The organism is Thiohalobacter sp. COW1, from assembly GCF_016629505.1.
Taxonomy (GTDB): domain Bacteria; phylum Pseudomonadota; class Gammaproteobacteria; order Thiohalobacterales; family Thiohalobacteraceae; genus Thiohalobacter; species Thiohalobacter thiocyanaticus_A.
Map to the genome: position 1 here is coordinate 1,632,048 of NZ_AP024239.1, position 26,346 is coordinate 1,658,393.

Genomic DNA, 26,346 nt, shown 5'->3' on the forward strand with positions numbered 1-26,346 from the left:
TCAGCACATGCCGCGCCATGATGGGTTGCGCTTCGCGCCACCCATTCTACAGCCCGATCACTCCCAGTCGTCCTGATGCGTCTTGCAGTAATGGCGGGCGAATTCCAGCAGCTCGTCCATGGCCAGGTGCCGGAACTTCTGCTTCTGGTGCACGAAGGAGAAAGGCCGCTCCAGTCTGGGCTCGAGCTGCAGGGCAACCAGGGTCTGGAGCTTCAGTTCCTTCTGAATGGTCGCGCGGGAGACGATGGACACGCCCATCGCCGCCTCCACTGCGCCCTTGACCGCCTCGGGGCTGCCCAGCTCCATGCAGACGCTGATATCGGTCATATTCACCCCGGCCTGGCCCAGGTACTCGCTGATCACCTCGCGCGTGCCGGAGCCTTCCTCGCGGCAGATGTAGGGGTACTTCAGCATGTCCTCGATCTTGACCACCTTGTTCTTTGCCAGCGGGTGACTGGGCGGCACGATCGCCACCAGTTCGTCCATGCGGCAGATTTCCACCACCAGGTTCTTGTTGGTCACCGGGGCCTCGACCACACCCAGATCGATGATGTTGTTCTCCACCATGGAGACGATGCCATCGGTGTTGGATACGCGTAGCTGCACATTCACGTCCGGGTACTTGTTGCGGAAATCCCCCAGCAGCGCGGGCAGCATGTACTCGGCAATGGTGGTACTGGCGCCGATCATGACCACGCCGCTGATATCGCCGGTCATCTCGCGAACGGCGTTTTCCATGTCGTTGTACAGATCGAAGATACGATCGGAGTATTCGAACACCCGGCGGCCGGCTTCGGTCAGACTGATACGGTTGTGGGTGCGGTCGAACAGGCGGGTGTTGAAATGTTCTTCCAGCTGGCGGACCTGGAAGGTCACGGCCGGCTGGGTCATGTGCAGCGTCTCCGCCGCCTTGGTGAAACTCAGCAGACGCGCCACTGTGTGAAAGACCTGCAATCTGCGATCAGCCATGACTCTCTCTGTACTGCCTTATCCGGGGTTGAAGCTGCAGGACGTGACGGGGCCCCTCGGTGCGAATGGCAGGCTGCGCCGCACACCCCATCCTTCCCGCGCTATGCAATTGTTTTTGAAGCATCTGCCATTTTCAGGCGGGTGCCAATCCTAGCAGCAAACGAGAGAATATAAAATATATTAATGTGGCTATCCGCTCAGGGCGCGGCATGGCGACGCCAGCGGGCGGCATAGTAGAGCACCGGGATCACCACCAGGGTCAACAGAGTGGAGACAAACACGCCGAATATCAGCGAGATAGCCAGACCGCTGAAGATGGGGTCGTCGAGGATGAAAAAGGCCCCCAGCATCGCCGCCAGACCGGTCAGGACGATGGGCTTGGCCCGCACTGCTCCCGAGCGCAGTACCGCCTCTTCGAAGGCCACCCCGCGCCCGACCTCGTGGTTGATGAAATCCACCAGCAGGATGGAATTGCGCACGATGATGCCCGCCAGCGCGATCATACCGATCATGGAGGTGGCGGTGAAGGGCGCGCCCAGCAGGGCGTGGCCCGGCATCACCCCGATCACGGTCAGCGGGATCGGCGCCATGATGATCAGCGGCACCAGGTAGGAGCGGAACTGGGCCACGATCAGCAGGTAGATCAGCAGCAGCCCGACCGAATAGGCGATGCCCATATCGCGGAAGGTCTCGTAGGTGATCTGCCACTCGCCATCCCACTTCAGGCTGTATCTATAAGGATTCTCCGGCTGGTCGATGAAATGCTGCTCGATCGGCTCGGGCCGGCCCAGGGTGTTGTCCTGCAACTGGCCGACGATGTCGAACATGCCGTACAGCGGACTGTCCACGCCGCCGGCCACATCAGCGGTGACATAGACCACCGGCAGCAGATCCTTGTGCTGGATGGCGCGCTCGCGCAGCCCCTCGCGCACCTCGACGATGTCGGCCAGACGCACGCTGCGCCCCCCCTCGCCGATCAGCTCCATGGCCAGCAACCGTTCCAGCCGGTCCTTGTCCTGCACCGGCAGTTCCAGCCGCACCGGAACCGGATACTTGTCGTGTCCGGTGTGCAGGTAGGTGACGTCCTCGCCCGACAGCGCGGCGGTCATGGCCTGTACCACGCCGGACTGCGCCAGGCCGAAGCGCGCCGCCCGGCTGCGGTCGACGGCCACATAGAACTGGGGGGCGGCGGCCTCGACGCTGTCGTCGATATCGACCACATGCGGCGTGTCGGCGAAGACCTGCTTCAGTTCGCCGGCCAGTTCGATCTGGCCTGCATAGCTCAGGCCATAGATCTCGGCTACCAGCGGCGACAGCACCGGCGGTCCGGCCGGCATCTCCACCACCTTGACACTGCCCTGGTAGCGCTCGGCGATGGCCGCGAGCATGGGGCGCACCGCCAGGGCAATGTCGTGGCTCTTGCGGCTGCGCTCGGCCTTGTCCCGGAGATTGACCTGAATATCGCCCTGGTGCGCTTCGCTGCGCAGATAATACTGACGCACCAGACCATTGAAATTGATGGGCGAAGCGGTGCCGGCATAGATCTGGTAGTCGGTGACCTCGGGCACCTGTGAGAGCGCCGCACCCATCTCGTCCAGCACCCGGGTGGTCTGCTCCAGTGTGGTACCCTCCGGCATGTCCAGCACGACCTGGAACTCGGACTTGTTGTCGAAGGGCAGCATCTTCAGCACCACCCACTGGTTCACCGCCATGGCCAGCGACAGCACGATCAGCACCAGGGTGATGATGCCCAGCAGCAGGCGCTTCATGCGGCCCTGACGACCGCGCAGGAAGGGGCCGACGAATCGACTGAAGAAGGCGTACAACCCGGCCGGCACGCCTTCGCCGCCCTCGCCCGCGCCATGGCTGCCGACCAGCTTGTAGCCCAGCCAGGGCGTGACCACGAAGGCCACGGCCAGCGAGATCAGCATGCCGATGCTGGCATTGATCGGGATCGGGCTCATGTAGGGCCCCATCAGGCCGGTGACAAAGGCCATGGGCAGCAGTGCGGCGATGACGGTCAGGGTGGCGAGGATGGTCGGACCGCCCACCTCGTCCACCGCCAGCGGGATGGCCTCCTTGAGCGAGCGTCCGCCCATGCTCATGTGGCGGTGGATGTTCTCCACCACCACGATGGCGTCGTCGACCAGGATGCCGATGGAGAAGATCAGCGCAAACAACGAGACCCGGTTCAGGGTGAAGCCCCAGGCCCAGGAGGCGAACAGGGTGATGGCCAGGGTGATGATCACGGCCAGGCCGACAATCACCGCTTCGCGCCAGCCGAGCGCGATCAGCACCAGGCCGACCACCAGCGCAGTGGCGAAGGCCAGCTTCTTGATCAGGGTCTGCGCCTTGTCGTTGGCGGTCTTGCCGTAGTCGCGGGTGAAGGTCACCTCGATATCATCCGGGATGAAGGTGCCGCGCAGTTGCTCGAAGCGCTGGATCACGGCGTTGGCGATATCCACCGCATTGGTGCCCGGCTTCTTGCCGATGGCCAGGGTCACGGCGGGGAATTCGCCTGCGGCCTCGATGCCCTTGTCCGCGGCCGCGACGCCGGTGCCGAAACGCACGTACTGCTCCGGCTGATCCGGCCCGTAGCGCACCTCGGCCACGTCGCGCAGGTATACCGGCTGGCCTTGGTGCATGCCGACCACCAATTCGGCGACCTGCTCGGGGTGGCTGAGAAAATCGCCGGCCCGGACCGGGATCTCGCGGTTGCCACCGACCAGCATGCCGCTGTCGCTGGAATGATTGGCCGCGGTCAGGGCACGGCGCAGCTGAGCGACATCGATGTCATAACCGGCCAGCTTCGGCAGGTCCAGCAGCACATGCACCACCCGGTCGGCGCCGCCGATGGTGGCGATCTCGCGGGTGCCGGGCACCCGCTTGAGTTCGGCCTCCAGGGCATGCGCCACCCGCTGCAGCTCGTAGGCGCCGCGGTTGCGATTCTTCGTCCACAGGGTCGCGGTGACGATGGGGACATCGTCGATGCCCTTGGGCTTGATGATGGGCTGCAGGGTGCCGAGATTCGGCGGCAGCCAGTCCTGATTGGAGAAGATGGCGTTGTACAGGCGCACGATAGCCTGGGTGCGTTCCTCGCCGACCTCGTACTCGACCGTCAGCACCGCCTGGTTGGGGCGGGAGACGGAATAGATGTGCTTGACCCCCTCGATCTCGGACAGCACCTGCTCGGCCGGGGTAGTGACCAGCTGCTCGACCTCGCGTGCGGTCGCACCGGGAAAGGGAATGAAGACATTGGCGAAGGTGACATTGATCTGGGGTTCTTCCTCGCGCGGCGTGATCAGCACCGCCAGCACCCCGAGCAGGAAGCCCAGCAGCGCCAGCAGGGGGGTGATCTGGGTATCGAGAAAGGTCCGGGCGACCCGCCCGGAAAAGCCGAGCCGGTCGCTCACTGGCCTGCCTCCGTCTGGCGACGCTTGAGTTCAACCACGGCCTGGACCGGATCGGTGATCACCCGCTCCCCCTCGCTCAGCCCGGCGCTGATGCCGATGCGATCGCCCTCGTAGGGGTGTCCGGTGCGGATCTGGCGCAGACTGATGCGGTCCTGCCTGTCCAGCACATAGACGCCGGTCAGTTCACTGCGGTGGACCACCGCCGCAGCGGGGATGGTCAGCAGTTCCTGCTCCCCGACCACGAAGCCGACCTTGACCAGCATGCCGGGATAGAGTCCGTAGCCGTTGGCCGAGGGCAGGTCGACGCGCACCCGGAAACCATGGCTGGCACCGTCGGCGTAGGGATAGACCGTGATACTGTCGCTGGCGACCTGCTCGCTTTCCTCCAGCCCCCATCGGATCTGCGCCTGCGCGAGCGCCCGCACCTCATGCACATAACGCTGCGGCACGCTGACCAGCGCGCGCAGCTGCTCCAGCGAGATGCCGGTCATCAGGGGCATGCCCGGGCTGGCCATCTCGCCGACCTCGGCATGGCGTTCGACCACGATGCCGTCATAGGGCGCGCGGATGCGGGTATAGCCGACTTGTTCCTGCGCCGCCTCCAGCGCGGCGCGCGCACTTTCCAGCCGGGCCCGGGCCGAATTGAACTCGGAGGTCGCGCGGTCCATCGCGGCCTTGGCGACCAGCTTGCGGGCGTAGATCTCCTTGATGCGATTGTATTCGTCACGGGCCTCGGAAAATCGGGCCCGGGCCTCCTCCACGGCTGCCTCGGCCTGGCGCAGGCGGGCCTGCTGCTCGGTATCGCGCAGTTCCACGATGACGGCGCCGCGCTCGACATAGTCGTCGACATCGAAATGGATCGCCGTGATGCGCCCGCTGGTCTCGGCCGACACCGTCGCCTGGTGCACCGCCTCGATCGCACCGTCGAACCACTGCCGGTAGGGGACTGTGCTGCGCTCCACCGGCGCGGTGGGCAATTGCGCCAGCGCCGCCTGTGCGAATACGCCCAGAGCCAGTATGAACATTACTCTCATTCGCTGCTTCTCCATCACCCACCAGGTAGGTTGGGTTAGGTGCGTAGTACCGTAACCCAACATGCCGCTACTTGTCGGGTTACGCTGCGCTAACCCGACCTACATGTATCACTAATTTACCTGTGTGTCCTGAAAACGACAAACCCGCCTTAAGGCGGGTCGTCGGAGAATCGTACCGGGTTTGACGTGGATCAGTTCACATCCGGAAGCGCCCCATCAGGCCCTGCAGGGTGGCGGACAACCGCGCCAGTTCCTCGGAGGCCGAGGCCGTCTGCTGGGCCCCGGCGGCCGTCTTGTCGGCCACATCCCGGATATTACCCACATTGGCGTTGATCTCGCCGGCCACCGCGCTCTGTTCCTCGGCGGCACTGGCGATCTGGGTATTCATGTCATTGATCTGGGAAACGGCCGCGGCAATGCCACCCAGCGACTCGGCCGCCTTCTCCACCTGCTCGGCACTCTCACGGGCCATGTTCTGAGCTTCCTGCATGACCTTCACCGCATCGGTCGCCCCCACCTGCAGACGCTCGATCATCTCCTGGATTTCCTGGGTGGACTGCTGGGTACGGCTGGCCAGGTGGCGCACCTCGTCGGCCACCACGGCGAAACCCCGTCCCTGCTCGCCGGCGCGTGCGGCCTCGATGGCGGCATTGAGCGCCAGCAGATTGGTCTGCTCGGCAATGCCGCGGATCACGTCCAGCACCATGCCGATGTTCTCGGATTCGGTCTCCAGCTTGTGGATCACGCCGCCGGCGCGCTCCATTTCGTTGACCAGGTTGTCGATCCCGCCCAGGGCCTCGGTGGCCACGAGCGCGCCGCCCTTGGCATCGGCATCGGCCTGCTGGGCGTGCTGGGCCGCATTGGCCGCGTTCTGGGCCACATCACCCACGGTGGTGGTCATCTCGTTCATGGCCGAGGCCACATGTTCGATTTCGGACTGCTGCTGCTGCACACCACGGCTGGCCTCATCGGTCACGGCCGACATTTCCTCGGCCGCCGAGGCGAGTTGGGCGGTCGCGCCGCTGATCTCACCGATCACGCTGCGCAGGTTGTCCGCCATCTGATTGAAGCTGGTAATGATCTCGCCGATCAGATCATGACTTTCCATGGTGCAGGTGTGCGAGACATCGTTCTGGGCAATGGCATTGGCCACTTCGGAGATGCGCCGCAGCTTGCTGAGCAGGATGGTATTGACCAGCCAGTAGTTCACCACCCCCAGTACCACACCGGCCGTCAGGCAGCCGGCCACGAACCAGGTGAACATGCCGTCCTTCCAGTCCACGAAGAACTGGGCGAAGACCGGGAAGGCAGCCCCCATGAGGATGCCGAAGCCTACGCAGGCGATGAGCAGATTACGCAAAATGCTCGGTTTCATAACGTACCATCCATCAATCGTCTCTGAATCCAGGTCATTATCCCCGGCGGCATTGCAGAAGTTCCGCCGCAGGGACCCCCCTCTTCCACCCTGAACGTCCTACCCACGGAATAATTAGCAACATCCAGGCCATTTTCAGGCGCCCGCTTCACTTGCGGGTCGATTCCCAGCCCGGCGGCCGACTCAAAGCGCGGTCTGGATCTGCTCAATCTGTCCGATCACCGCCTGCAGTTCGCTTTCGACCAGCTGGGCATTGTCGGCCTGGTTCTGGTTATTGCGCACCACCTCGCGAATGGACTGCACTGCGACGCTCTGCTGCTCCGCGGCACTGGCGATGGTGGTATTCATGCCATCGATGGTCTGGACATAACCGCCGATCTCGGCCAGCGACATGGTGGCGTTTTCCAGCATCTCCTCCACCACGCCGGCCTGACTGGTGCCCTCGCCCATGACCTTGACGGCTTCATTGGCGCGGCCCTGCAGGGCCTCGATCATGTCCTGGATTTCCTGGGTGGAGGACTGGGTGCGGCTGGCCAGGTGACGCACCTCGTCGGCCACCACGGCAAAACCCCGCCCCTGCTCGCCGGCCCTTGCCGCCTCGATTGCCGCATTGAGGGCCAGCAGGTTGGTCTGTTCGGCGATGCCGCGGATCACGTCGAGCACCGCACCGATGTTCACGCTCTCCTGGCTCAGGCGTTCCACCGCCTCGCCGGCCTTGCCGATCTGATCGGTCAGGCTGGACATGGAACCCAGCGCATTGGTCATGGTGACCTTGCCGGTCTCGGATTCGTTCAGGGCCTGGTGAGTGGACTCGGCAGCCGAGGCGGCATTGCGGGCGATCTCATCGACGGCCTGCACCAGTTCGTCGACCGCCACGCTGGCCTCGTGCTGGCCGCTGTCATTGCCGCAACTGCTGACCGTCGTGATCAAGCCCTGCAGCTGCCCCATGGCGCCCTGCAGGCTCGCCGCCACATGTTCCAGCGCAGCTTCACGTTCGGCGATCCGGGCATCGACCCGGTTGAAGGCCTCGACCATAGCGGCATCACGCTGCATGGCCGGGCTCAGCCGGGCCGCCTCGCCGCCGGCCAGGGCCGCCAGCGCCTGTCCCCAGGCCTGATCACGCCGCCTGCCGGCGCGCAGCACCAGCAGCGACGGCAGAGCGGCCAGCGCCCCGATCGCCAGATACCAACCGCCGGAACCGCCGAATGCAAGGGCATCCAGCACCCCTGCCATCACCAGCGCTCCGGCGGGAAACCAGACTGCGACACCTTTCAACTTCTCTATCCAGGTCTTGACCATGACCGTTGCGTCCCTCTTGATTGATTCCCCCTCATTCACGTCGGGCCTGTCCCGCTCGACGCGTTACCCCTGTAGCGTCCCGGCGCCTTAAAACTTTACCCGGGAAAAGTCAATGGCAAGTCCCCCAATACGGGACACGGACACAAAAAAAGCCCCGCTGTCGCGGGGCTTTCGAGCTGGATCCGGCTCCGGATACCGGCCTACTCGTTCACGGCATCCTTCAGGGCCTTCTCGATGGCCGCCGGGCTGGGCATCAGTTTCATGAAGCTGTTGGAGCCCATCATCTTCAGATCCGGGAAATGCACCGCCATGCGGAAGCGCATGTGCAGCGCGACGACCTTGTTGCCCGTAATCATGATCTCGTAGGGCAGATAGGCGGAGTTCTTCAGTTCGCCGAAGTCGACCACCGACATCTGGAAGGCGTCATCCATGTACTTGTCGCCGTCCTCTCCGGCCGCCATGGAGACGCCGATAATGGTGACATCCTTGCCGGGCATGTCGATGCGATACAGCGGCTCGACGCCGTCATCCTTCTGCAGATTCTTCTCCACGGCAGCCACGGCGGCCCGGTGGGAACTGTGCTCGGCGAGTTCATACACATCCGGGAAATATTCCATGCCGAAGGTGTAGTGGTACTTGCGCAGCTTGCGCTCGCTCAGGCCGTCTTCCGAGCCGAACTCCTGAATCCGACCCAGCGCCTGCGCCAGCGCCTCGGAGGTATTGGAGAAATCGCTGCGCAGGCGGTAGGCGTGGGCCATGTACACGGGGTTGACGTAGGACACCTGCAGTTCGTTGCCGACCTTGACCACAGCAGCGCGCTGCGCCATGGCGAAACCACCGTACTCGGTCAACGCAGCCACGCTCTTGATGGCATCGCTGGTAAATATGATGACATGCGAATCCTCGAATGGCACATAGTCACCGACGACCTCGAAGCCGGCGTCACGCAGCGATTCCTTGACCTCGGCGACCTTCTCCTCCATGTCGCCCGGTCCACGTTCGGCCAGCACGAAGGGCTTGAACTTGTCCGCCGCCTGCACACTGGCGGCAAACGGCAGCAGGGCGCAGACCGCAATCAGCAGCCCCTGCTTCAGATAGTTGAACATTCTCATTATTGCCTCCTGTCCCTCATTCCCAAGGTGGTTGTCTGCCTTGTCGGCAGACTGTTGTAAAACGTTAGTTATTTAGCCCTTAACAGGACCTGAACGCAACAGGGGCCATGTCACCATGGCCCCTGTGCCGGCGTGTTCCCTACGCCATCCCTCTCCTGTTTCGATCCGGCTGGCTCAGAACTTCATGCCGTAGCTGATCTCGAGGGCGTTCTGGTACATGCCGATCTCGGTGTCATAGCTGAAGCCGGCAAAGCCGCCGGTGCCGGCGAACCTGTAGTCCTGATCGGTATTGAGGGCGTGCATGTAGCTGACCGACAATTCCTGATAGCGGCTCGGATGGTAGGTAAAGCCGGCCGTGACATGGGTCTGGACCACGCCGGGCGCCAGAATATTGAACAGGTTCTGGTCGTCGTCGATCGGGTTCTCGCCGTAGTTGATGCCGCCGCGGAAGGTCCACTTCTCGTTGTAGCGGTGGTTCACGCCGACCTTGATCACGGTGATGTCATCCCAGCCGAAGCCCCAGCCGTCGTCATCGCCCAGGCGACCGGCACCGGCGTAAGCGCCCGTCTGAAGCACCTGGCTCAGCGCCCCGAAGAACTCGTCAGCGGTCGGGCCGTCATTGGCAATGGAATCCACATCGCCGTACATGATGTGCTGCACGTCCACGGCAATGGTGGTCTTGTCGGTGGGCGAGAAGGCCAGGCCGACGCCGAACTGGGCCGGGACGTCGAAATCGCCCTGCTCGGCGAACAGGCCTTCATAGTCGCTGAACTTCTGCATGTAGATCTTGGACGAGGCCTGGGCACCCAGGGTCAGGCTGTCGCTGATCTTGCCGGTCCAGCCCACGCGCAGACCCGCGCCCCAGGCATCGTCGTCGCCGTTGTTGGTGACGCTGGTGGGATCGCTCGACAGGGGCTGGAACAGGCCCAGACCGTAGGCGCGGAAACGCTGGTAGCCGATCAGCAGCGAGCCGCCCACCGAGTGGTTTTCATTCAGCTTGGTCGAGACGGTGGGGGCGATGATGACCTGGGACAGGTTCACACCCAGCGAGGGATTGAGGTTGGGGTTCATGCCGATCCCCTGCAGCACGGCATCCGGCACCGTGCCGCCCATGCCCACGATCATGCCGGCGAAGCCCGAAGGCACACCGCCGCAGAAGGCCGAGCCGTTGCAGCCGATCGCCGGCGCAAATGCATCCGTGAACAGGTTGGAATTGTAACGGGTGTTCATGCCGCCGTTGGCAGTGATGCTCAGGCCCGCGGTGATGTTGCCCATATCCATGGCGAAGCCGGCATGCGGGATGGCGAACAGGGTCGCGCCGCTGTCGACCTTGCCGGTATCGGTACCGCCGATTGCGGTCGCGTCCAGCTGGGCCTCACGCTTGGGACTGAACAGTTCCACACCGAAATCCACCCGGTTGCCGACAAAGGACAGGCCGGAAGGGTTGGTGGCCGGGGCCAGGGAGTCTTGGGCGTAGGCGATGCCGGCACCGGCCATGCCGCGATTCTTGGTGCCGTAGCCGATCTTGAAGTAGCCGTTGGTGGCGTAGGCGGCCGGGGCGGCCAGCGCCGCGGCCACGGCGAAGCTGACGAGTGAAGCCTTGAACGTGCGTACCATTTTGATTCTCCCTCCTGGCGGAATCCAGATATGTTGTTTTCTCGCGACAAGCTATTGCGGCGATTGCAACAGAATGTCAAGCTAGGCCAAAATTGTCAAACAGGAATGAACTAAGCAAGGAACATGCCTGTTTAATCTGAAGATTCGTTTGTTGCAGAATCGCAACAAGTATTCGGACGAGGCAGGCGGCGCACTCAAGCAACCTATGCCGCTGTGCGAGTTCTGCACGGCTCAATGCCAGACCATGACACGGGAGAGAGAATCAAGATGAACCGGATCGCCAGAAAACCGTCTGCCACCCCGCTGATCGGCGCCATCCTGATGACAGGCGCCTGGAGTTCGGCCCAGGCCGCGGGCTTCGCCCTGATCGAGCAGAGTGCCAGCGGCCTGGGCAATGCCTATGCCGGCGCCGGCGCCAGTGCCGAGGATGCCTCGACGGTATTCTTCAACCCCGCCGGCCTGACCCGGCTGGAAGGGCGGCAGCTGGTGGTGGCCGGTCACATCGTGCGCCCCAGCACCGAGTTCTCCGGCACCGCCACGGACCCCCTGGGAAATCCGGTGGCCACAGGCGGCGATGGCGGCGATGCCGGTGGCGCGGCCCTGGTCCCGAACCTCTACTACGCCATGCCGCTGCGCGAGGACCTGGTGTTCGGTGTGGGCATCAACGCGCCCTTCGGCCTGGCCACCGAGTACGACGATGACTGGGTGGGCCGCTACCATGGCATCAAGTCCGAGGTCACTACGATCAACATCAATCCCAGCCTGGCCTGGCAGGCCACGCCGAAACTGTCTCTCGGTGCCGGCGTGAGCGCCCAGTACATCGAGGCCGAACTGACCCAGGCCATCGACCAGGGCAGCAGCTGCTATGGCGGCGTGATCCAGGCCAGCCTGGCCGGCGGCGCCAGCCAGGCGGCTGCCCTGGCCGCGGCCCAGGCCACCTGCGATCCGCTCGGCCTGACTCCGCAGGGGGCCGACGCCCTGGCCGAGGTCAAGGGCGATGACTGGAGCTTCGGCTTCAACCTCGGGCTTCTCTACGAGGTGCAGCCGGGCACCCGCATCGGCCTGGCCTACCGCTCCAAGGTCGAGCAGGACCTGCAGGGCGATGCCAGTTTCAACAATGCCCACCCCTTCTTCACCGGCCAGGACCTGTTCGTCCCGACCGATGTCAATGCCGGGGTGGATCTGCCGGAAAGCGTCTCGCTGAGCCTGTCGCACGAGCTCAACGACCGTTGGACCCTGCTGGCCGACTACACCTGGACCCGCTGGGAGCGTTTCGAGGAACTGCGCATCGAGTTCGATTCCAGCCAACCCGACTCGGTCACCCCGGAGAACTGGTCGAACAGCGATCGCTATTCGCTGGGCGTGAACTACCGGCACAGTTCCAGCCTGACCCTGCGCGCCGGCGTGGCCTTCGATGAGGAGCCCATCCCGGACGCCCAGACCCGCACCCCGCGCATCCCCGGCAATGACCGCCGCTGGCTGGCCGTGGGCGCCTCCTACAGCCCCAGCCGGACCATGCGGGTGGATGTCGGTTACGCCCATCTGTTCGTCAAGGATACGGACATCGACCATACCAGCAGCACGGCCGGCACCATCACCGGCGAGTATGACAGTTCGGTGGATATCCTCAGCGCCCAGCTGGTGTGGAACTTCCAATGAGCCGATCAGCGTAGGATGGGTGGAGGCGCGTAAGCGCCGCAACCCATCGTTCCGGACACCCGATGGGTTGCGCTACGCTCCACCCATCCTACGCCACCAACAAAAAAGCCCCGCTGATGCGGGGCTTTTTTTGCTGCCGTTGCCGGCAGAGAACGTGAACCGCTGTGAGCCGGCTCAGGCCTTCTTGATCAGGAAGTGGTACTTGCCGCCATCTTCCTTGGATTCCATCAGCTCGTTGCCGGTCTGCTTGGCAAAGGCCTCGAAATCCTTAACCGAACCCGGATCGGTGGCGATGATATGCAGAACCTTGCCGCTTCCCAGGCCAGCCAGCGCCTTCTTGGCACGCAGGATGGGCAGCGGGCAGTTCAGGCCGGATGCATCCAGTTCCTCGTCGAAATTTGCCATGTATGAGTACTCCTCTGAATTACACTCAAGTATAAACGAAGGTGAATCGGTAACGATCACGGTCAGCGCGAACTTCAGACTGACGGGTATCCAGCAATTTTGAAGTACGCACTTATACGGGATGATCCGTATAAACGCAAGTCCGGCCCGACGCCGCCGGCGCAGCGGACCAGGGAACTTAGCGGCACCCTAGCAGCCCGTCTGAAGCGGCTCAAGCATAGGCGGCCTGGCGCGTCGGCGGCGCCAGCGGCTGCCCTGTACGCACCCAGTCGATGATCCCGCCACGCAGATTGATCAGTTCTGCGCGGATGCCCTGGCGGGCGAGAAACTGGCAGGCCTGCGCCGAACGCGCCCCGCTGCGGCAGTAGAACACCAGGGTGCGGCGCTCATTGCGGAACTGGTCCAGTTGCAGCGGCAGCAGGTGCAGCGGCAGTGCCTCGCCGCCGGCGATCATGCCCTGGGCCATTTCCTCGGGCGAACGCACATCCAGCAGGCGCACGGATTCCCCCCGGGCCTCCAGCAGTTCGGCCAGGGACGCGGCATCGATCTCCTTGATTCCCAGCATGCGGATCAGACCTCCTCTATATATTAGTTAATAATGATATTCTGAATATATTGCCAACTCTGCCGGCAGGCCGCAAGCTGGTCGCCGTCCACTGCCGTGAACGCCTGTCCGTTTCCGGTGTCAGAGTAAGGGATACGATTCCCGGATCCATGACGTTGATGTTGCGAAATCTGCTCGGCCTGCCCCTGCTGGCCCTCACCACCGCGCTCACCCCTGCCCTGGCGGACGACCCCCTGCAGCTGCCCGAGATCGGCGATCCGGCCAGCCAGGTGGTCAGCCCGCAGAAGGAACAGGAACTGGGCGAGGCCTTCTATCGACGGCTGCGTCAGACGGTCCAGTTCGTCGACGATCCCGAGATCGTCAATTACCTGCGCAGCCTGGGCAACCGCCTGGCCGCGCACAGCAGTGAGCCGGGCCGGGCTTTCACCTTTTTCATTGTCAGGGAAAGCTCCATCAACGCCTTCGCTGCACCCGGCGGCTATATCGGAGCCCACAGCGGTCTGATCCTGGCTGCCCAGCGCGAAAGCGAACTGGCCGCGGTCATGGCCCATGAAATCGCTCACGTGACCCAGCGTCATCTCGCCCGTGCCTACGACAGCGCCAGCCGCATGAACCTGCCCACGGCGGCCGCCATCCTGGCCTCCATCCTGATCGCCACCCAGAACAGCGAGGCCGGCCAGGCCGCGCTGATGAGCGTGCAGGCCGGCAGTATCCAGCAACAGATCAACTTCACCCGCGGCAACGAGAAGGAGGCCGACCGCATCGGCATGCAGACCCTGCGCGACGCCGACTTCGACCCCGCCGGCATGCCCGGTTTCTTCGACCGGCTGCAGCAGCAGAGCCGCTACTACGGCACTCCGCCGCCGTTTCTCAGCACCCATCCCGTCACCAGCGACCGCATTGCCGACGCCATGGCCCGCATTGACCAGATGGGGCGCAGCGCGGTGGAGGAGTCACTCAACTTCTACCTCATCCGCGCCAAGCTGCGGGCGGCAACGCTGGAGCCGGGCGCGGCGGTCGATTACTTCAGCGACATCGGCAGCGACCGCCTCCCGCCGGCCGCCCGTGATTACGGCCTGGCCCAGGCCTATATCCTGGCCGGCCAGGCGGACAAGGCGATACCGCTGCTGCGCGCCCTGCACGAGGCCGATCCCGACCGTATCGCCTACCGGATTGCGCTGGCGCAGGCCCACAGCCGCGAAGGCCAGACCCGTCGCGCGCTCGACACCTACCAGGCTGCCATTACGCTGTACCCGGGCAATCCTGTCATCAGTCATTACTATGCCGAGGCGCTGGTGCATGCCGGGGAGCACCAGCCGGCCTACGACCTGCTCAACCGGCAGGTGCGTCAGCACCCGGACGCAACCGACCCCGAACTGTACCGGCTGCTGGCCAAGGCCGCCAGCGGCCTGGACCGCCCGGCCGAGGCCTACGAGGCCATGGGCGAGTACTATTACCGCAACGGTCAGACCCACGCCGCCATCGAGCAGTACGAACTGGCCCTGCAGCAGAAACCGCAGGACTTCTACTCCAGTTCGCGGCTCGAGGCCCGGCTGGCCCGGCTCAAGCGCGAAGCCCTCGCCGAGCGGGAACAGGAATGACCCTGTCACGTTCAGGCCGCATTCAGGCGGCAGCAGCCAGAATCGTATTCACGGGACGAAAGGTGTGGAATATTTCTCTGTGCCGTCTCGTCCTAAGGGGTACGCAGGCGCACGCATACGCAAGTGATGACCCGGACCGCCGGTGATGAAACAGGTTGTTTCATACCGCGACACGAGACTGCAGGAGGATGGTCCGTGCCAGGCGACATCCGATTGACGCGATTGACGACAGCGGCTTTGACTCTGTATTTTCATGAGTCTATATTCGATTGTCGGAGCATCGAATCATCCCCAACCCAGGGGCTTGGTTATGCTGGCACCCTGACGTTACATGACATCAACACACAACACCCACACCACTGAGGAGGCACAGATGCGGCAAGGCAAAAGCATCATAACGTCCGCCGCTTCCGTTGCGATCTTGCTCGGAAGTATGTCACTGGCACCGATCGGAAGCGCATCCGCCGAGGAGGCTTCTGTCATCGAACAAGGCAAGCAGATTGCCTTTGACCGCAAGAAGGGCAATTGTCTTGCCTGCCACCAGATCGAAGGCGGCGATCTCGCCGGCAACATCGGCCCGCCCCTGATTGCCATGAAGGCGCGGTTCCCCGACAAGTCCAAGCTGCGCGCCCAGATCTGGGATTCCACCAAGATGAACCCCAACTCGATGATGCCTCCCTTCGGACGCCATGACATCCTGTCCGAGGACGAGATCGACAAGGTGGTTGAATTCATCTACACGCTTTAACAGGATACAGTCCAGTTAGGAGAAACGTCGTGACGAACATGAAACGCAGAACCCTACTCAAAGGCTCACTGGCAGCAGGCGCCGTGGGCATTGCCGTCGGCAGCGGACTGCTCGCACCGCGCACAGTCCTGGCCGCCTGGCCCAAGGATGCCTTCAAGGCCACCTCAGTGGACGATGCCCTTAACGCGCTGGTAGGCCAGAGCCAGCTCGAAGGCAGCGACAAGATCGAGATCAAGGCTCCCGACATCGCCGAGAACGGCGCCGTGGTGCCGATCTCCGTCGAAACATCGATTGACGGAGTCGAGAGCATCAGCATCATTGCGGAAAAGAACAATACTCCGCTGACTTCCGCTTATGTGATGAGTCCCCGCGCGGAAGGCTTCGTGGCCACCCGCATCAAGATGAGCGAGACCTCCAGCGTCATCGCCGTGGTCAAGGCCGGCGGCACCCTCCACAGCACCGGCAAGGAAGTCAAGGTCACCATCGGCGGCTGCGGCGGCTGATCAGCGACCCTACTCAGCGGATATTTCTTACGAAACGAGGTTTAGTACAATGGCAAACACGATCAAGATTCGCGCCAGGCTTTCCGGCGACACCACGACGGTGAAGGCCCTGATCAGCCACATTATGGAAACCGGTCTGCGCAAGGACAGCAAGACAGGCAAGACGATCCCTGCGCACTACATCCAGGAAGTCGTCTGCGAGCACAAGGGCGAAACCGTCATGACTGCGCAGTGGGGCCCCGCCATTTCCAAGAACCCTTACCTCTCCTTCCGGTTCAAGGGCGCCGAGAAAGGCGACACCCTGACCCTGCGCTGGGTTGACAACAAGGGTGAGAGCGACTCCATCGAAACCAAAATCGCATAATGATGACGGGACCGCGCCGCTGGTGCGGTCCCGGCTGATAACCGAAGGAGGCAGCATCAATGAGAAAAATCCTAGCAGCGGTTGCCGCAGCAGGCATGGTGGCGATGGTCCCCCAACCGGCCAGCGCCACTCCGCAGGAAGATCTGAAGGAATTCCGGACCTATTTTGAAAAGCGGTTCCCCGACGTCCCCATGAATGATTACGTCAACGGCGTTTATGCACTCGATGAGGCATCGCGGGAACAGTGGGAGGCCATCGAGGACTTCCCGCCCTACGAGATCGATATCTCCGCGGGCAAGGAGATGTTCAACACCCCGTTCAAGAACGGCAAGACCTACGCCAGCTGTTTCGAGAACGACGGCAAGGGCATCCGTCAGAACTATCCCTACTTCGACACCAAGAGCGGTGAGGTCGTCACCCTGGAAGGCGCCATCAACGCCTGCCGCGTGAAGAACGGCGAGGAACCGCTGGGCTGGAAAAAGGGCAAGATCGCCCAGATCTCCGCCTACATGGCCTATACCTCGCGTGGCAATGAGATCGACATCGAGATCCCCGATGACGAACGCGCCATGGAGGCCTACGAGCGCGGCAAGGCGCATTTCTATGCCAAGCGTGGCCAGCTCAACATGGCCTGCGCCGACTGCCACGTCTACAACGCCGGCAGGAACGTCCGTGCCGATCTGCTGAGCCCGGCCCTGGGCCATGTGACGCACTTCCCGGTGTACCGCTCCAAGTGGGGCGAGCTCGGCACCCTGCACCGTCGCTACGGCGGCTGCAACAAGCAGGTCCGCGCCAAGCCGTTCCCGGCACAGAGCGACGAGTACAAGGCCCTGGAGTACTTCCACACCTACATGAGCAATGGTCTGGAAGTCAATGGTCCCGGTGCCCGCAAGTAAGCTGATAACCTGATCAGCCAATCAGCCCGGTTTGGTTCGCCAAACCGGGTTTTTTGTTTAAAATTGAATCATCCTGATGGAATAACCCGTCGGCCGGGCACGTCCACTCTGGAACGCCCCCTGTAGCTGTAGAAACGGCGGGCTGCGACACCGTACCTGCCTCGCGCCGGTCTACCCTTTTCCACCTTGTACACTGGAGGTTATCGATGAGTCTGTCACGCCGCGAATTCCTGCAGATGCTGGCCATCGCCGGCATGTCGGGGATCCATCTGTCCGGCTGCGAATCCGGATCGTCCACCCAGAAGCAGCCCGGGGGCGTGAAACCGAACGCGGCATCCAGCGACCTGTACGACATCCCCGCCTTCGGCAATGTATCGGTGATGCACTACACGGACTGCCACGCCCAGCTGCTGCCGATCTATTTCCGCGAACCCAGCATCAACCTCGGCATCGGTGACATGCGGGGGCGTCCGCCGCACCTGGTGGGCGAGAAATTCCTGGAGTACTACGGCATCAAGCCCGGGACCCCCGAGGCCCATGCCTTCACCTATCTGAACTTCGAGGAAGCCGCCCGCACCTTCGGCAAGGTCGGCGGCTTCGCTCACCTGTCCACCCTGGTCAAGCGCATCCGCGCCCAGCGCCCCGGCTCCCTGCTGCTCGACGGCGGCGACACCTGGCAGGGCTCGGCTACCTCGCTGTGGACCAACGCCCAGGACATGGTCGACGCCCAGCTGCTGCTCGGCGTGGACATCATGACCCCGCACTGGGAAATGACCTACGGCGCCGAGCGCGTCATGGAGATCATCGAGAACGATTTCCAGGGCAGAATCGAATTCCTCGCCCAGAACGTGGTGGACAACGACTGGGGCGACCCCATCTTCAAGCCCTACTCGATCCGCGAGATCAACGGCGTGCCGACCGCCATCATCGGCCAGGCCTTCCCCTACACCCCGATCGCCAACCCCGGCTACATGATCCCCGACTGGAGCTTCGGCATCCGCGACGAGCGCATGCAGCAGATGGTGGATCAGGCCCGCGGCGAGGGCGCCCAGGTGGTGATCGTGCTCTCCCACAACGGCGCCGACGTGGACATCAAGATGGCCTCGCAGGTGCGCGGTATCGACGCCATCATGGGCGGCCACACCCACGACGCCATGCCGCAGCCGCTGGTGGTCAGCAACAGCGGCGGCCAGACCCTGGTCACCAACGCCGGCTCCAACAGCAAGTTCCTCGGCGTGCTGGACCTGGATGTGAAGAACGGCAAGGTGCGCGACTTCAAGTATCACCTGCTGCCGGTCTTCTCCAACCTGCTGGAGGCCGACGCCGAGATGAGCGCCCATATCGAAGCGGTACGCGCGCCCTACAAGGACAAGCTGGCAGAGGAACTGGCCGTCACCGATACCACCCTGTACCGGCGCGGTAACTTCAACGGCACCTTCGACCAGCTGATCTGCGACGCCATGATCGAGGAGATGGGCGCGGAGATCGCCTTCTCGCCCGGCTTCCGCTGGGGCACCAGCCTGCTGCCCGGCCAGCCCATCACCTTTGAGGACCTGATGACGCAGACCGCGCTGACCTATCCCTCGACCACGCTCAACAACATGACCGGCGAGCGGATCAAGGTCATCCTGGAAGACGTGGCCGACAACATCTTCAACAAGGATCCCTACTATCAGCAGGGCGGCGACATGGTCCGCGTCGGCGGTCTGAAGTACAGCATCGACCCCACCGCCACCATCGGCAACCGCATCTCCGACATGGAGCTCAACGGCAAGCCGATCGATCCGGACAAGGAGTACGCGGTGGCCGGCTGGGCCAATGTCAGCGAGCCGCTGGACACTCGACCGATCTGGGACGTGGTGGCGACCTACCTGCGCAATCAGAAGACGGTCAGTGTCACCGAGCTGAACACGCCGAAACTGAAGAACGTGGCCGGCAACCCCGGACTGGCGAAGACCTTCCAGCAGTAAGCCGCAGGGCTTCTTCACGCACCGCAAACGGCCGCATCCGCGGCCGTTTTTTGTTTACAAGAGCGCCACGGAATACACGGAAAGCACGGACAACATGATACTCAAGAGTGGGCGGACCGGCATATGGCCGAATGGAGCCTTGCCAGCGCGATGTTGAAGACAGAACAGCAGCCCGTAGGTCGGGTTAGCAAAGCGTAACCCGAAAGATACCACGGAGCGTCGGATTACGCCCTGTGGGCTGACCCGTTCTACAGGCTGTCATATCATTTTTCCGTGCATTTCGTGTTTTCCGTGGCACTCCTGCTTCTGTATATCCCTGCATGCAAAGCGGATTTTCAGCTGCTATTCTCAAAATCAGACACCGACACAGGAGATACGGGATGCCACGAATCCGCGCATGGTTGCCGCTGTTGCTGACACTGTCGCTCGGGAGTGCAGCCGCCAGCGCAGCGGAAGAACTCGATGGCAGCCTGCAGAACCCCGGTTCTGCCGAGCGCCATCCCGACAACCGGCTGCCGCCCAATGCCATCGATACCGACACTCTGCCCCGCATCGTCATCGATGCTGACGCCCCGGACGACAGGCCCCTGCCCTATTACCAGCTGGCGCCCGACACCTATTTCCTCTATGGCAATATCGCTCAGGTCAACGAGCGCAACCGTGGCTTCAACGGCAACGCCGGCTTCGTGGTCACCACCGAAGGGGTAGTGGTCATCGACAGCCTGGGCACGCCGGAACTCGGCCATCGCCTGATCGCCACCATCCGCAGTGTCACCGACCGGCCGATCCGCTACCTCATCCTCACCCACAGCCATCCGGACCATGCCTACGGCGCCGCCGCCTTTCGCGAACTCGACGCTGAAGTCACTGTCATCGGCCATCCCGGCATCCTCGACTACCTCGGCACACCGGTGCTACAGGAATCGGCCGATTACCGCCGTGACATCCTGGGCGCGGACATGCGCGGCTTCGAGGGCGTTGCGCCCGATGTACTCATCGACCGACCCCGACTGGGCATTCCGTATTCACTCGAACTGGGAGATGAACGCTTCGATATCTACAATGCCGGCAAACACCACTCCTATGGTGATCTGGTGGTGCACCAGAGCGGAGAGGACATTCTGTGGATCTCGGATCTGGCCTTCAACCAGCGCACCACCTTCATGGGCGACGGCAACAGCATCCAGGCCCTCGAGGCGCAGGACTGGCTGCTGCAAACCTTCCCGCACGCCCGCCTGATGGTGCCTGGCCACGGCAGCGCCCAGACCCCGCCCTTCCCCATGGTCGAAAAGACCCGCGCCTACATTCAGCGCCTGCGTGACGAAATGGCCGCCGCCATCGACGACGGCCTCACCCTCAGCGAGGCGGTGGAGCAGTCGCATTTCACGGACTGGGCTGACGTACCCCTGTACGAGGAGAACCACAGGCGCAATGCCAATTTCGTCTATTTGGAAATGGAGATGGCGCTGTTCTGAGTCGCGTCTCAGGCGGTTTTCGCACAAATCGCCGCCAGCGTCGGCGTTCACAAGTCCACGGTCAGCCGGGAGATACGACGTAAGTCTGGCCTGAAGGCTTACCGGCCCAGGCAAACTCATGAACTGGCATTGAATCGCCGCCACACCAGGGCCGCATTGCGCACTACCAGCGAGGACCGGCGCTTGCTGGAGTGCCCGCTGCGCAAGGACTGAAGCCCCGAACAAATCAGCCTCCGGCTGGCCCATATGTGTTCAAGGCGAGGTCGGAGGAGGCATAACGGTATAGCCGGAATGGCAGGCGATGCACGTGTTCATCAGGTTGCTGAGTTGACGCAGGCTGTGCTCAGGGTCGCCCAGGGACTCGGCATCCAGGGCGATGGCATCCATTCCCTGGTGTACGGAAAAGCCCAGCTGCCTGAACTCCGCAGGCAGCTTGCGCAGTAGTCCCGCACGGATCTCCGGCGGGATGTTGCGAACCCCACCCATGCCCATGCGGCGTGCATGCTCGGCAACACGCTCCATGTCGCCATCGAGACCGGCCTCGGTGATGACCTGGACCGCGGCAAGAAGGTCGCGCATTTCGGCCAACACATAATCGCGCTCGGCGGGTTCGAGCAGCAGTCGCATCCGTCCGTCGCTCGAGGGGGTCTCTGCGACACGGCCTGGCAGCAACAGCAACGCCAGGACGCCCGCGAGCATGAGTGCCAGAATACCGGAGAGCAGTGGCCAGCCGAAACGTTGCACAAAGCTGCGATTGCCGTTCATCAGAAACTCCCTTTCCAGATGAGATGAAAGTTACGGCCCGGCTGCTTGATCTCATCTCCGGAAATGCCCTCGGTGAGATGCTCGTGATACCGCTTGTCATTGAGATTGGTCACCGCCAGACGCAGCGACTGCTCCCGCGCATATTCCCAGGTGACACCAACGTCCAGGGTGGTGAACCCGGGTGTGGGATCCTCGGTGGCGTTGCTGAAAGTGGTGGCGACCCGGTCCTGACGGCGCACCAGGCGCAAAACGGCATCGGCCGTCCAGCCGGCGTACAAGCGGCCATTCCAACCGAGCGAGACTTCGTCGGCCGGCATCTGGTACAGGGGCTCGTCGAGATCATCGTTTTCACCGCGCAGACGCGAGTAGCCCAGGGACAGCCAGTGGCCCGGCAGTGCCTGCCAGTGCAGTTCGGCCTCCAGCCCGGTGATAGTGACGCTGCCCAGATTGACCGTACGTTTTACGGGCCGGCCGCTCATGATCTGGTTGGTGGGCTGTCCGGTGATGTAATCATTGATGCGGTTATAGTAGGCGGAGAGATTATAGCTGAGAGCCCCATCAGCACCCTTGACGCCGATCTCGACCTGGTGGGCGATTTCCGGTTCGATACGCGGGTTGCCGACATGGAAAAATCCATCGCCCCGGGGAGAGGACTCGAAGCGTTCACGCATATCCCCGGCACGGAAGCCGCGCGACAGACTGGCATAGGGGCGCAGCAGTGGTGAAACGCGGTAGCTCGCGCCCAGGTTGCCGGAGATGGCACTGTCGCGACTGTCCAGGCCTGTGGTCACCCGCGGGTTACCCACCGCCGAGGCATCGCCTTCCACCTGATCGTAACGCAGGCCAGCGAGGACATTCAGATCACCGAACAGCATGTCATCCTGCACATAAAAGCCCAGCGCTTCAATGCGCCCATCCTGAAAGGGATCATTGCGTGCAAAGGGGAAGTCGGGTGGATTGGTCATGTCGCGCAGATCACGCTCCGGCGAGGCCTCCATGCGCCAGGCGTTTGCTCCGACGGAGATCAGGTGCGCCGGGTGAGCCAGCCAGTCTGCCCGCACATCCAGCCCATCGCTATCAAAGCTGACTTCGGTCTCGGCGAGGTTGAAGTCCTGCGGCTCGACAAAGGAGAAGATCCGGCGCTGCAACTCCTGCCGGTAGAGCCGTAAATCCAAATTTAGCGGTCGCTCACCCTCCCCCTCGAAACCATAGCCCACCTCGACCAGCCGCCGGCGGGTCTGAGGAGAATGGATGACCGACTGGTCGATCAGCGGATGCGGGTGTGGCTTGCTAGAACCGGGGAACCAGATATCCCGGTCTTCCTGCTGCTGCAGCGAGAAACGCAATTGCTGGGCTTCGTCCAGGCGGTAACGATACTGGCCGATATAGGCATCGGAGTCATAGCCGGTACGCGGGACCCTGCCCCCGGGGGAGTCGTAATCATCGATGCGTGCCAGCGAGACGCCCAGCATTACGGCATGATGGTCCTGAGAAGCATTCATCACGCCGGTACCTCGCAGTCCCTGATTAGCGCTTTCATAGGCGGCGCTGGCAGCGAAGTCATGGCCGGGCAGGAAGCGGGCCTGAGGCAGCAGCACATTGATGGCCCCGCCCAGCGCCCCCGTACCATAGAGCACCGAGGCCGGGCCCTTGACCACTTCTACACGCTCGGCCAGATCAAGTGACATGAACGAGGCGATCGCCCCGGCCGGTTGCGCTGAATTCAGCCGCATGCCGTCGACCAGCAGAACCACACTTTCCTTTTTCAGACCGCGGATGACCGGATTCTGACCGTGAGCGCTGTCGGAGGTGGCCGCCAGGCCTGGCCGGCCACGCACGGCTTCACCCAGGTTATCGGGATTGCGGCGCCGAATTTCCTCCCGATCGATGATCATGATAGACGCAGGGGTGTCGAGCACGCCGGATTCATAACCCTTGGCGGTAACAGACACCGCATCCAACGCGATGGGTCCCTCCTCAGCCAGCACCGGGGCTATCATCAAGGCAACAAAGGGAAACATCGACAGAATACTGCCCAGGGTTTCGATGCCAGAACGCTTGCACACAGGACAATCTCTCTTTGCTGAAGAATGATGATATTGTTATACGAATTATTATTATTCGCATGATTATTTGTATTTGATATAGATCAAAGTCATCGAACCGGGGAATGGCGCAGCGCGTAGGCTGGGTTGAGTGGAACGAAACCCAGCATCCCGCCGACCTGTGACAGACCGAGATTGCCGGAATTACGCCTCGGCTCCATCCCAACCGACGTGTGCGTACCCGGCCTCGAGCGTAGGCTGGTTTGAACGTCGCGATACCCGGCATCCGGTCCGGGCAACAAACCGCAGCGCCATTAGCGAAAGGGGGCGAGCCACCGCAGCCAGCCGGGCTGCCAGGCAAGGATGAACACCACGGCCATGGCGGTGAAACTGATCGCGATGGCCCACAGCAGGGCACCGAAGGACGGGCCGTCGCGCAGCAGCGCAAGCACCAGGGCGGTGCCAAGCAGCGCCGCGCCTGCAGCGCGCAGCCACAGCATCTGCCGGCATCCGGGCAGTCTCAGGCCGACCGCCTGCCGCCAATGCCGGGCCTGGCTCAGCGCCAGCCAGGCCCAGCCAAGCCAACTGGCGCCGAGTAGCGTCGCCAGCAACACCGGTTCAGCCACGCCGCTGCTCCCGACCCGCCGTCGTGACCCGCCTGCCCGGTCGCAACCGCCGGGTCATCCAGGCCGCCAGCGCCGCGGCTGTCAGCAGCATCAGGTCGATACCCGCGACGGCCCCGTCACCCGCGGCCAGGGTGCGAAGCAGATGATCCCCGGTAGTGACGGCATTCAGGGCCACGGCCAGCAGGGCCAGGCCGGCAATGGCCAGGCTCTGCTCACGCCAGGCGCGGCCGCCGCGCCATGCGGCCTGTATCAGGGCGGCCAGCCAGGCCAGCAGGAATACCCATACCTCCAGGGCGGCGCGCTCGACGCCGGCCACGGTCGCTTCGCTCGGCAGCAGCCGGTTGGCAACAAAGAAGGCCAGGGTGGCGATCATAATGCCGGTCACCGACCCGATGGTCAGCCCCTCGACCAGACGCACCCCGCTGCGTCCCTGCCGGGCATGGCGACGGCGCCGGGCCTCCAGCCAGAAGATGAAGCCGGTGGCGATCATTACGCAGCCGGACAGGCCACCGAGAAAATACAGCCAGCGCAGCGGCCAGTGATCGAACTGAATGAAATGCATTCCGGCGATGAAGCGCTGGGCCCGCATCAGGGGCGCAGCCTCGAACCGGTGCAACAGCTCGCCGCTGACACCGTCGAAGTACAACTGATCGCGATTCATGCGCACCATCCGCGACGTGCTGCGGCGCAGCTCGACATAGGCATTGGCATCCCCCGGGTGCCAGATGCGCAGCTGGCCCGGACCGTCGCCCCCCCAGGCCGCCCGTGCGCGCGCCAGCATGGGTCCCAGTGGCGCCAGCTCGGCCGATTCGCCACTGGCCGGCCGTCGGTAGCGGCCGAAGCCCTCTTCGACGAAGGTGGCGTTGGGCGCGCTTGCCTCGCTGTAGGCCAGGGTCGCGGCCTGTGGGAAATAGATATTGAAGAAGATGATCAGGCCCGACAGGGTCACCACGAAGTGAAACGGCAGCGCCAGCACGCCTGTGAGATTGTGCAGATCGAGGTTGGCGCGCTGCAGCCGCTTGCGCGGGCGGAATACGAAGAACTCGCCGATCAGCTTACGGTGGATCACCACACCGCTGACCAGCAGCGCCAGCATCGCCATGCCGGCCAGACCCACCAGCCAGTAGCCGAGATCGTTCCATTTCAGGTGCAGCGAGTAATGAAAGGGAAAGAAGAAGCCGGAACCGGCCAGCGTGTCCAGTGTGGCCAGGGGCCGGCCGGTGCGGGGATCCAGATCGCGGAATACCAGCTCACCGGCGGCATCGGTATAGAACAGGCGCAGCTGTGCCGCCCGTTCGGACGGCAGCATGAAGCGCCAGTTGGGCGCGTCAGGCGCGATGCGCCGGGCCGTGGCCAGGGCCGGCTCCAGCGCGACAGTATCGGCGGGCGCCAGCCGGGTGGCCGGCATCATCCAGCGGTCGATCTCCTTGTCGAACACACTCAACGTGCCGGTCCAGAAGATAGCCAGCAGCAGGGCACCCAGCACCAGGCCGGCCCAGGTGTGCAGCCAGCGCATGGATTCGCGGAAGGAACGGTGCATCATTCAATCAGGCGGAATGCAGCAGCACCATGACCAGGGCCGCGATGCCGCCGCCCCCCAGCACCAGCCACAACCTGGGCAGCCGGCGCTCGGCGAAGGCCCAGAGCAGGACCAGCAGGTAGACGACAAACCCCAGCATGGCCGACAGCACCACAGCCTCGCTGCGCGCCAGCAGGCCGCTGAGCGCCCGGGCCAGCAGCATGGTGAGCAGCACGCTCAGGCCGTAGCCGCCGGCAAGTGCAAGGCCGATCTGCTGGGCGAAGACGAGACCCTGTTTCATTCTGCGGTTCATGCGCACTGTGTAGCATCCGATGGTTTTCCATGCCGTCATCCCGGCGCAGGCCGGGATCCAGGAGGGTTGACCG

Annotated in this window: 22 protein-coding genes; 8 read left to right on the forward strand and 14 right to left on the reverse strand. The window is 63.2% G+C overall.

The genetic code is table 11. The features are described from left to right. Positions 1 to 57 precede the first annotated feature (57 nt). The 7 genes from COW1_RS07580 to COW1_RS07610 form a co-directional block, all read right to left on the reverse strand. Positions 58 to 969: a selenium metabolism-associated LysR family transcriptional regulator gene (locus tag COW1_RS07580; protein WP_096365608.1), complete on the reverse strand. Its 912-nt coding sequence runs from the start codon at positions 967 to 969 to the stop codon at positions 58 to 60. A gap of 197 nt (positions 970 to 1,166) precedes the next feature. Continuing rightward, positions 1,167 to 4,382, reverse strand: coding sequence for an efflux RND transporter permease subunit (locus tag COW1_RS07585; protein ID WP_201345918.1), 3,216 nt, complete (start codon positions 4,380 to 4,382; stop codon positions 1,167 to 1,169). Further along, on the reverse strand, positions 4,379 to 5,407 hold the full coding sequence (locus COW1_RS07590) for an efflux RND transporter periplasmic adaptor subunit (protein ID WP_242466518.1): 1,029 nt from the start codon (positions 5,405 to 5,407) through the stop codon (positions 4,379 to 4,381). Before COW1_RS07590 ends, COW1_RS07585 begins: the two co-directional genes overlap by 4 nt. A 205-nt stretch (positions 5,408 to 5,612) precedes the next feature. Beyond that, positions 5,613 to 6,791: a methyl-accepting chemotaxis protein gene (locus COW1_RS07595; RefSeq protein WP_096365603.1), complete on the reverse strand. Its 1,179-nt coding sequence runs from the start codon at positions 6,789 to 6,791 to the stop codon at positions 5,613 to 5,615. 183 nt (positions 6,792 to 6,974) lie between these two features. Then, positions 6,975 to 8,066, reverse strand: a complete 1,092-nt coding sequence (locus tag COW1_RS17010) for a methyl-accepting chemotaxis protein (RefSeq protein WP_304941090.1) — start codon at positions 8,064 to 8,066, stop codon at positions 6,975 to 6,977. A 224-nt stretch (positions 8,067 to 8,290) separates the two neighbouring features. Beyond that, entirely contained in the window at positions 8,291 to 9,202 is a 912-nt protein-coding gene (locus tag COW1_RS07605) for a hypothetical protein (RefSeq protein ID WP_201345921.1), read from the reverse strand. A 174-nt stretch (positions 9,203 to 9,376) separates the two neighbouring features. After that, on the reverse strand, positions 9,377 to 10,819 hold the full coding sequence (locus COW1_RS07610; protein ID WP_096365597.1) for an OmpP1/FadL family transporter: 1,443 nt from the start codon (positions 10,817 to 10,819) through the stop codon (positions 9,377 to 9,379). A gap of 267 nt (positions 10,820 to 11,086) precedes the next feature. Here COW1_RS07610 and COW1_RS07615 point away from each other — a divergent pair, with 267 nt between their 5' ends. Next, complete coding sequence (locus COW1_RS07615; protein WP_096365595.1) at positions 11,087 to 12,478, forward strand: OmpP1/FadL family transporter; 1,392 nt, start codon at positions 11,087 to 11,089, stop codon at positions 12,476 to 12,478. A 174-nt stretch (positions 12,479 to 12,652) separates the two neighbouring features. On the opposite strand, the gene COW1_RS07620 is transcribed toward COW1_RS07615, so the two are convergent. Both COW1_RS07620 and COW1_RS07625 read right to left on the reverse strand, forming a co-directional pair. Continuing rightward, positions 12,653 to 12,883, reverse strand: a complete 231-nt coding sequence (locus COW1_RS07620) for a sulfurtransferase TusA family protein (protein ID WP_096365593.1) — start codon at positions 12,881 to 12,883, stop codon at positions 12,653 to 12,655. Positions 12,884 to 13,094: 211 nt separating this feature from the next. Then, positions 13,095 to 13,448 (reverse strand): rhodanese-like domain-containing protein, encoded by a 354-nt coding sequence (locus COW1_RS07625; protein ID WP_096365591.1) that lies wholly within the window; start codon positions 13,446 to 13,448, stop codon positions 13,095 to 13,097. Positions 13,449 to 13,606: 158 nt separating this feature from the next. On the opposite strand from COW1_RS07625, the gene COW1_RS07630 reads away from it, so the two are divergent. The 7 genes from COW1_RS07630 (at position 13,607) to COW1_RS07660 (ending at position 21,005) form a co-directional block, all read left to right on the forward strand. Further along, positions 13,607 to 15,049, forward strand: a complete 1,443-nt coding sequence (locus COW1_RS07630; RefSeq protein WP_096365589.1) for a M48 family metalloprotease — start codon at positions 13,607 to 13,609, stop codon at positions 15,047 to 15,049. Between the two features lie 373 nt (positions 15,050 to 15,422). Next, positions 15,423 to 15,797, forward strand: coding sequence for a sulfur oxidation c-type cytochrome SoxX (gene soxX / locus COW1_RS07635; protein WP_172844258.1), 375 nt, complete (start codon positions 15,423 to 15,425; stop codon positions 15,795 to 15,797). 38 nt (positions 15,798 to 15,835) lie between these two features. Further along, the gene (gene soxY, locus COW1_RS07640; protein WP_369801248.1) at positions 15,836 to 16,300 is read left to right on the forward strand and encodes a thiosulfate oxidation carrier protein SoxY; all 465 of its coding nucleotides are present in this window, start codon (positions 15,836 to 15,838) and stop codon (positions 16,298 to 16,300) included. A 49-nt stretch (positions 16,301 to 16,349) separates the two neighbouring features. Next, positions 16,350 to 16,664 (forward strand): thiosulfate oxidation carrier complex protein SoxZ, encoded by a 315-nt coding sequence (soxZ, locus tag COW1_RS07645; protein WP_096365583.1) that lies wholly within the window; start codon positions 16,350 to 16,352, stop codon positions 16,662 to 16,664. Between the two features lie 59 nt (positions 16,665 to 16,723). Further along, positions 16,724 to 17,560, forward strand: a complete 837-nt coding sequence (soxA, locus tag COW1_RS07650; protein WP_096365582.1) for a sulfur oxidation c-type cytochrome SoxA — start codon at positions 16,724 to 16,726, stop codon at positions 17,558 to 17,560. Positions 17,561 to 17,766: 206 nt separating this feature from the next. Continuing rightward, a complete protein-coding gene (gene soxB / locus COW1_RS07655) occupies positions 17,767 to 19,530 on the forward strand; it encodes a thiosulfohydrolase SoxB (RefSeq protein WP_096365581.1) in 1,764 nt (587 codons plus the stop codon). Positions 19,531 to 19,910: 380 nt separating this feature from the next. Further along, positions 19,911 to 21,005, forward strand: coding sequence for an MBL fold metallo-hydrolase (locus COW1_RS07660; protein ID WP_201345922.1), 1,095 nt, complete (start codon positions 19,911 to 19,913; stop codon positions 21,003 to 21,005). Positions 21,006 to 21,257: 252 nt separating this feature from the next. Here COW1_RS07660 and COW1_RS07665 read toward each other — a convergent pair whose 3' ends face one another. The 5 genes from COW1_RS07665 to COW1_RS07685 all read right to left on the reverse strand — a co-directional run bounded on the left by COW1_RS07665 (position 21,258) and on the right by COW1_RS07685 (position 26,261). Continuing rightward, complete coding sequence (locus COW1_RS07665; RefSeq protein ID WP_096365579.1) at positions 21,258 to 21,770, reverse strand: hypothetical protein; 513 nt, start codon at positions 21,768 to 21,770, stop codon at positions 21,258 to 21,260. Further along, entirely contained in the window at positions 21,770 to 23,836 is a 2,067-nt protein-coding gene (locus tag COW1_RS07670) for a TonB-dependent receptor (protein WP_201345923.1), read from the reverse strand. Before COW1_RS07670 ends, COW1_RS07665 begins: the two co-directional genes overlap by 1 nt. Before the next feature lie 293 nt (positions 23,837 to 24,129). Continuing rightward, positions 24,130 to 24,441 carry a DUF3325 domain-containing protein gene (locus COW1_RS07675; protein WP_201345924.1) on the reverse strand — a complete coding sequence of 104 codons (312 nt, stop codon included), beginning with the start codon at positions 24,439 to 24,441 and terminating at the stop codon, positions 24,130 to 24,132. After that, entirely contained in the window at positions 24,434 to 25,981 is a 1,548-nt protein-coding gene (locus COW1_RS07680; RefSeq protein WP_201345925.1) for a PepSY domain-containing protein, read from the reverse strand. Before COW1_RS07680 ends, COW1_RS07675 begins: the two co-directional genes overlap by 8 nt. Before the next feature lie 7 nt (positions 25,982 to 25,988). Then, the gene (locus COW1_RS07685; protein WP_096365574.1) at positions 25,989 to 26,261 is read right to left on the reverse strand and encodes a hypothetical protein; all 273 of its coding nucleotides are present in this window, start codon (positions 26,259 to 26,261) and stop codon (positions 25,989 to 25,991) included. Positions 26,262 to 26,346 lie beyond the last annotated feature (85 nt).

Coding starts and splice junctions, on each gene's coding strand:
- COW1_RS07580 (WP_096365608.1), bottom strand. CDS start 969: ATGGCTGATCGCAGATTGCAGGTCTTTCACACAGTGGCGCGTCTGCTG.
- COW1_RS07590 (WP_242466518.1), bottom strand. CDS start 5,407: ATGTTCATACTGGCTCTGGGCGTATTCGCACAGGCGGCGCTGGCGCAA.
- COW1_RS07595 (WP_096365603.1), bottom strand. CDS start 6,791: ATGAAACCGAGCATTTTGCGTAATCTGCTCATCGCCTGCGTAGGCTTC.
- COW1_RS07605 (WP_201345921.1), bottom strand. CDS start 9,202: ATGAGAATGTTCAACTATCTGAAGCAGGGGCTGCTGATTGCGGTCTGC.
- COW1_RS07610 (WP_096365597.1), bottom strand. CDS start 10,819: ATGGTACGCACGTTCAAGGCTTCACTCGTCAGCTTCGCCGTGGCCGCG.
- COW1_RS07615 (WP_096365595.1), top strand. CDS start 11,087: ATGAACCGGATCGCCAGAAAACCGTCTGCCACCCCGCTGATCGGCGCC.
- COW1_RS07620 (WP_096365593.1), bottom strand. CDS start 12,883: ATGGCAAATTTCGACGAGGAACTGGATGCATCCGGCCTGAACTGCCCG.
- COW1_RS07625 (WP_096365591.1), bottom strand. CDS start 13,448: ATGCTGGGAATCAAGGAGATCGATGCCGCGTCCCTGGCCGAACTGCTG.
- COW1_RS07630 (WP_096365589.1), top strand. CDS start 13,607: ATGTTGCGAAATCTGCTCGGCCTGCCCCTGCTGGCCCTCACCACCGCG.
- soxX (WP_172844258.1), top strand. CDS start 15,423: ATGCGGCAAGGCAAAAGCATCATAACGTCCGCCGCTTCCGTTGCGATC.
- soxY (WP_369801248.1), top strand. CDS start 15,836: ATGAAACGCAGAACCCTACTCAAAGGCTCACTGGCAGCAGGCGCCGTG.
- soxZ (WP_096365583.1), top strand. CDS start 16,350: ATGGCAAACACGATCAAGATTCGCGCCAGGCTTTCCGGCGACACCACG.
- soxA (WP_096365582.1), top strand. CDS start 16,724: ATGAGAAAAATCCTAGCAGCGGTTGCCGCAGCAGGCATGGTGGCGATG.
- soxB (WP_096365581.1), top strand. CDS start 17,767: ATGAGTCTGTCACGCCGCGAATTCCTGCAGATGCTGGCCATCGCCGGC.
- COW1_RS07660 (WP_201345922.1), top strand. CDS start 19,911: ATGCCACGAATCCGCGCATGGTTGCCGCTGTTGCTGACACTGTCGCTC.
- COW1_RS07665 (WP_096365579.1), bottom strand. CDS start 21,770: ATGAACGGCAATCGCAGCTTTGTGCAACGTTTCGGCTGGCCACTGCTC.
- COW1_RS07680 (WP_201345925.1), bottom strand. CDS start 25,981: ATGCACCGTTCCTTCCGCGAATCCATGCGCTGGCTGCACACCTGGGCC.
- COW1_RS07685 (WP_096365574.1), bottom strand. CDS start 26,261: ATGAAACAGGGTCTCGTCTTCGCCCAGCAGATCGGCCTTGCACTTGCC.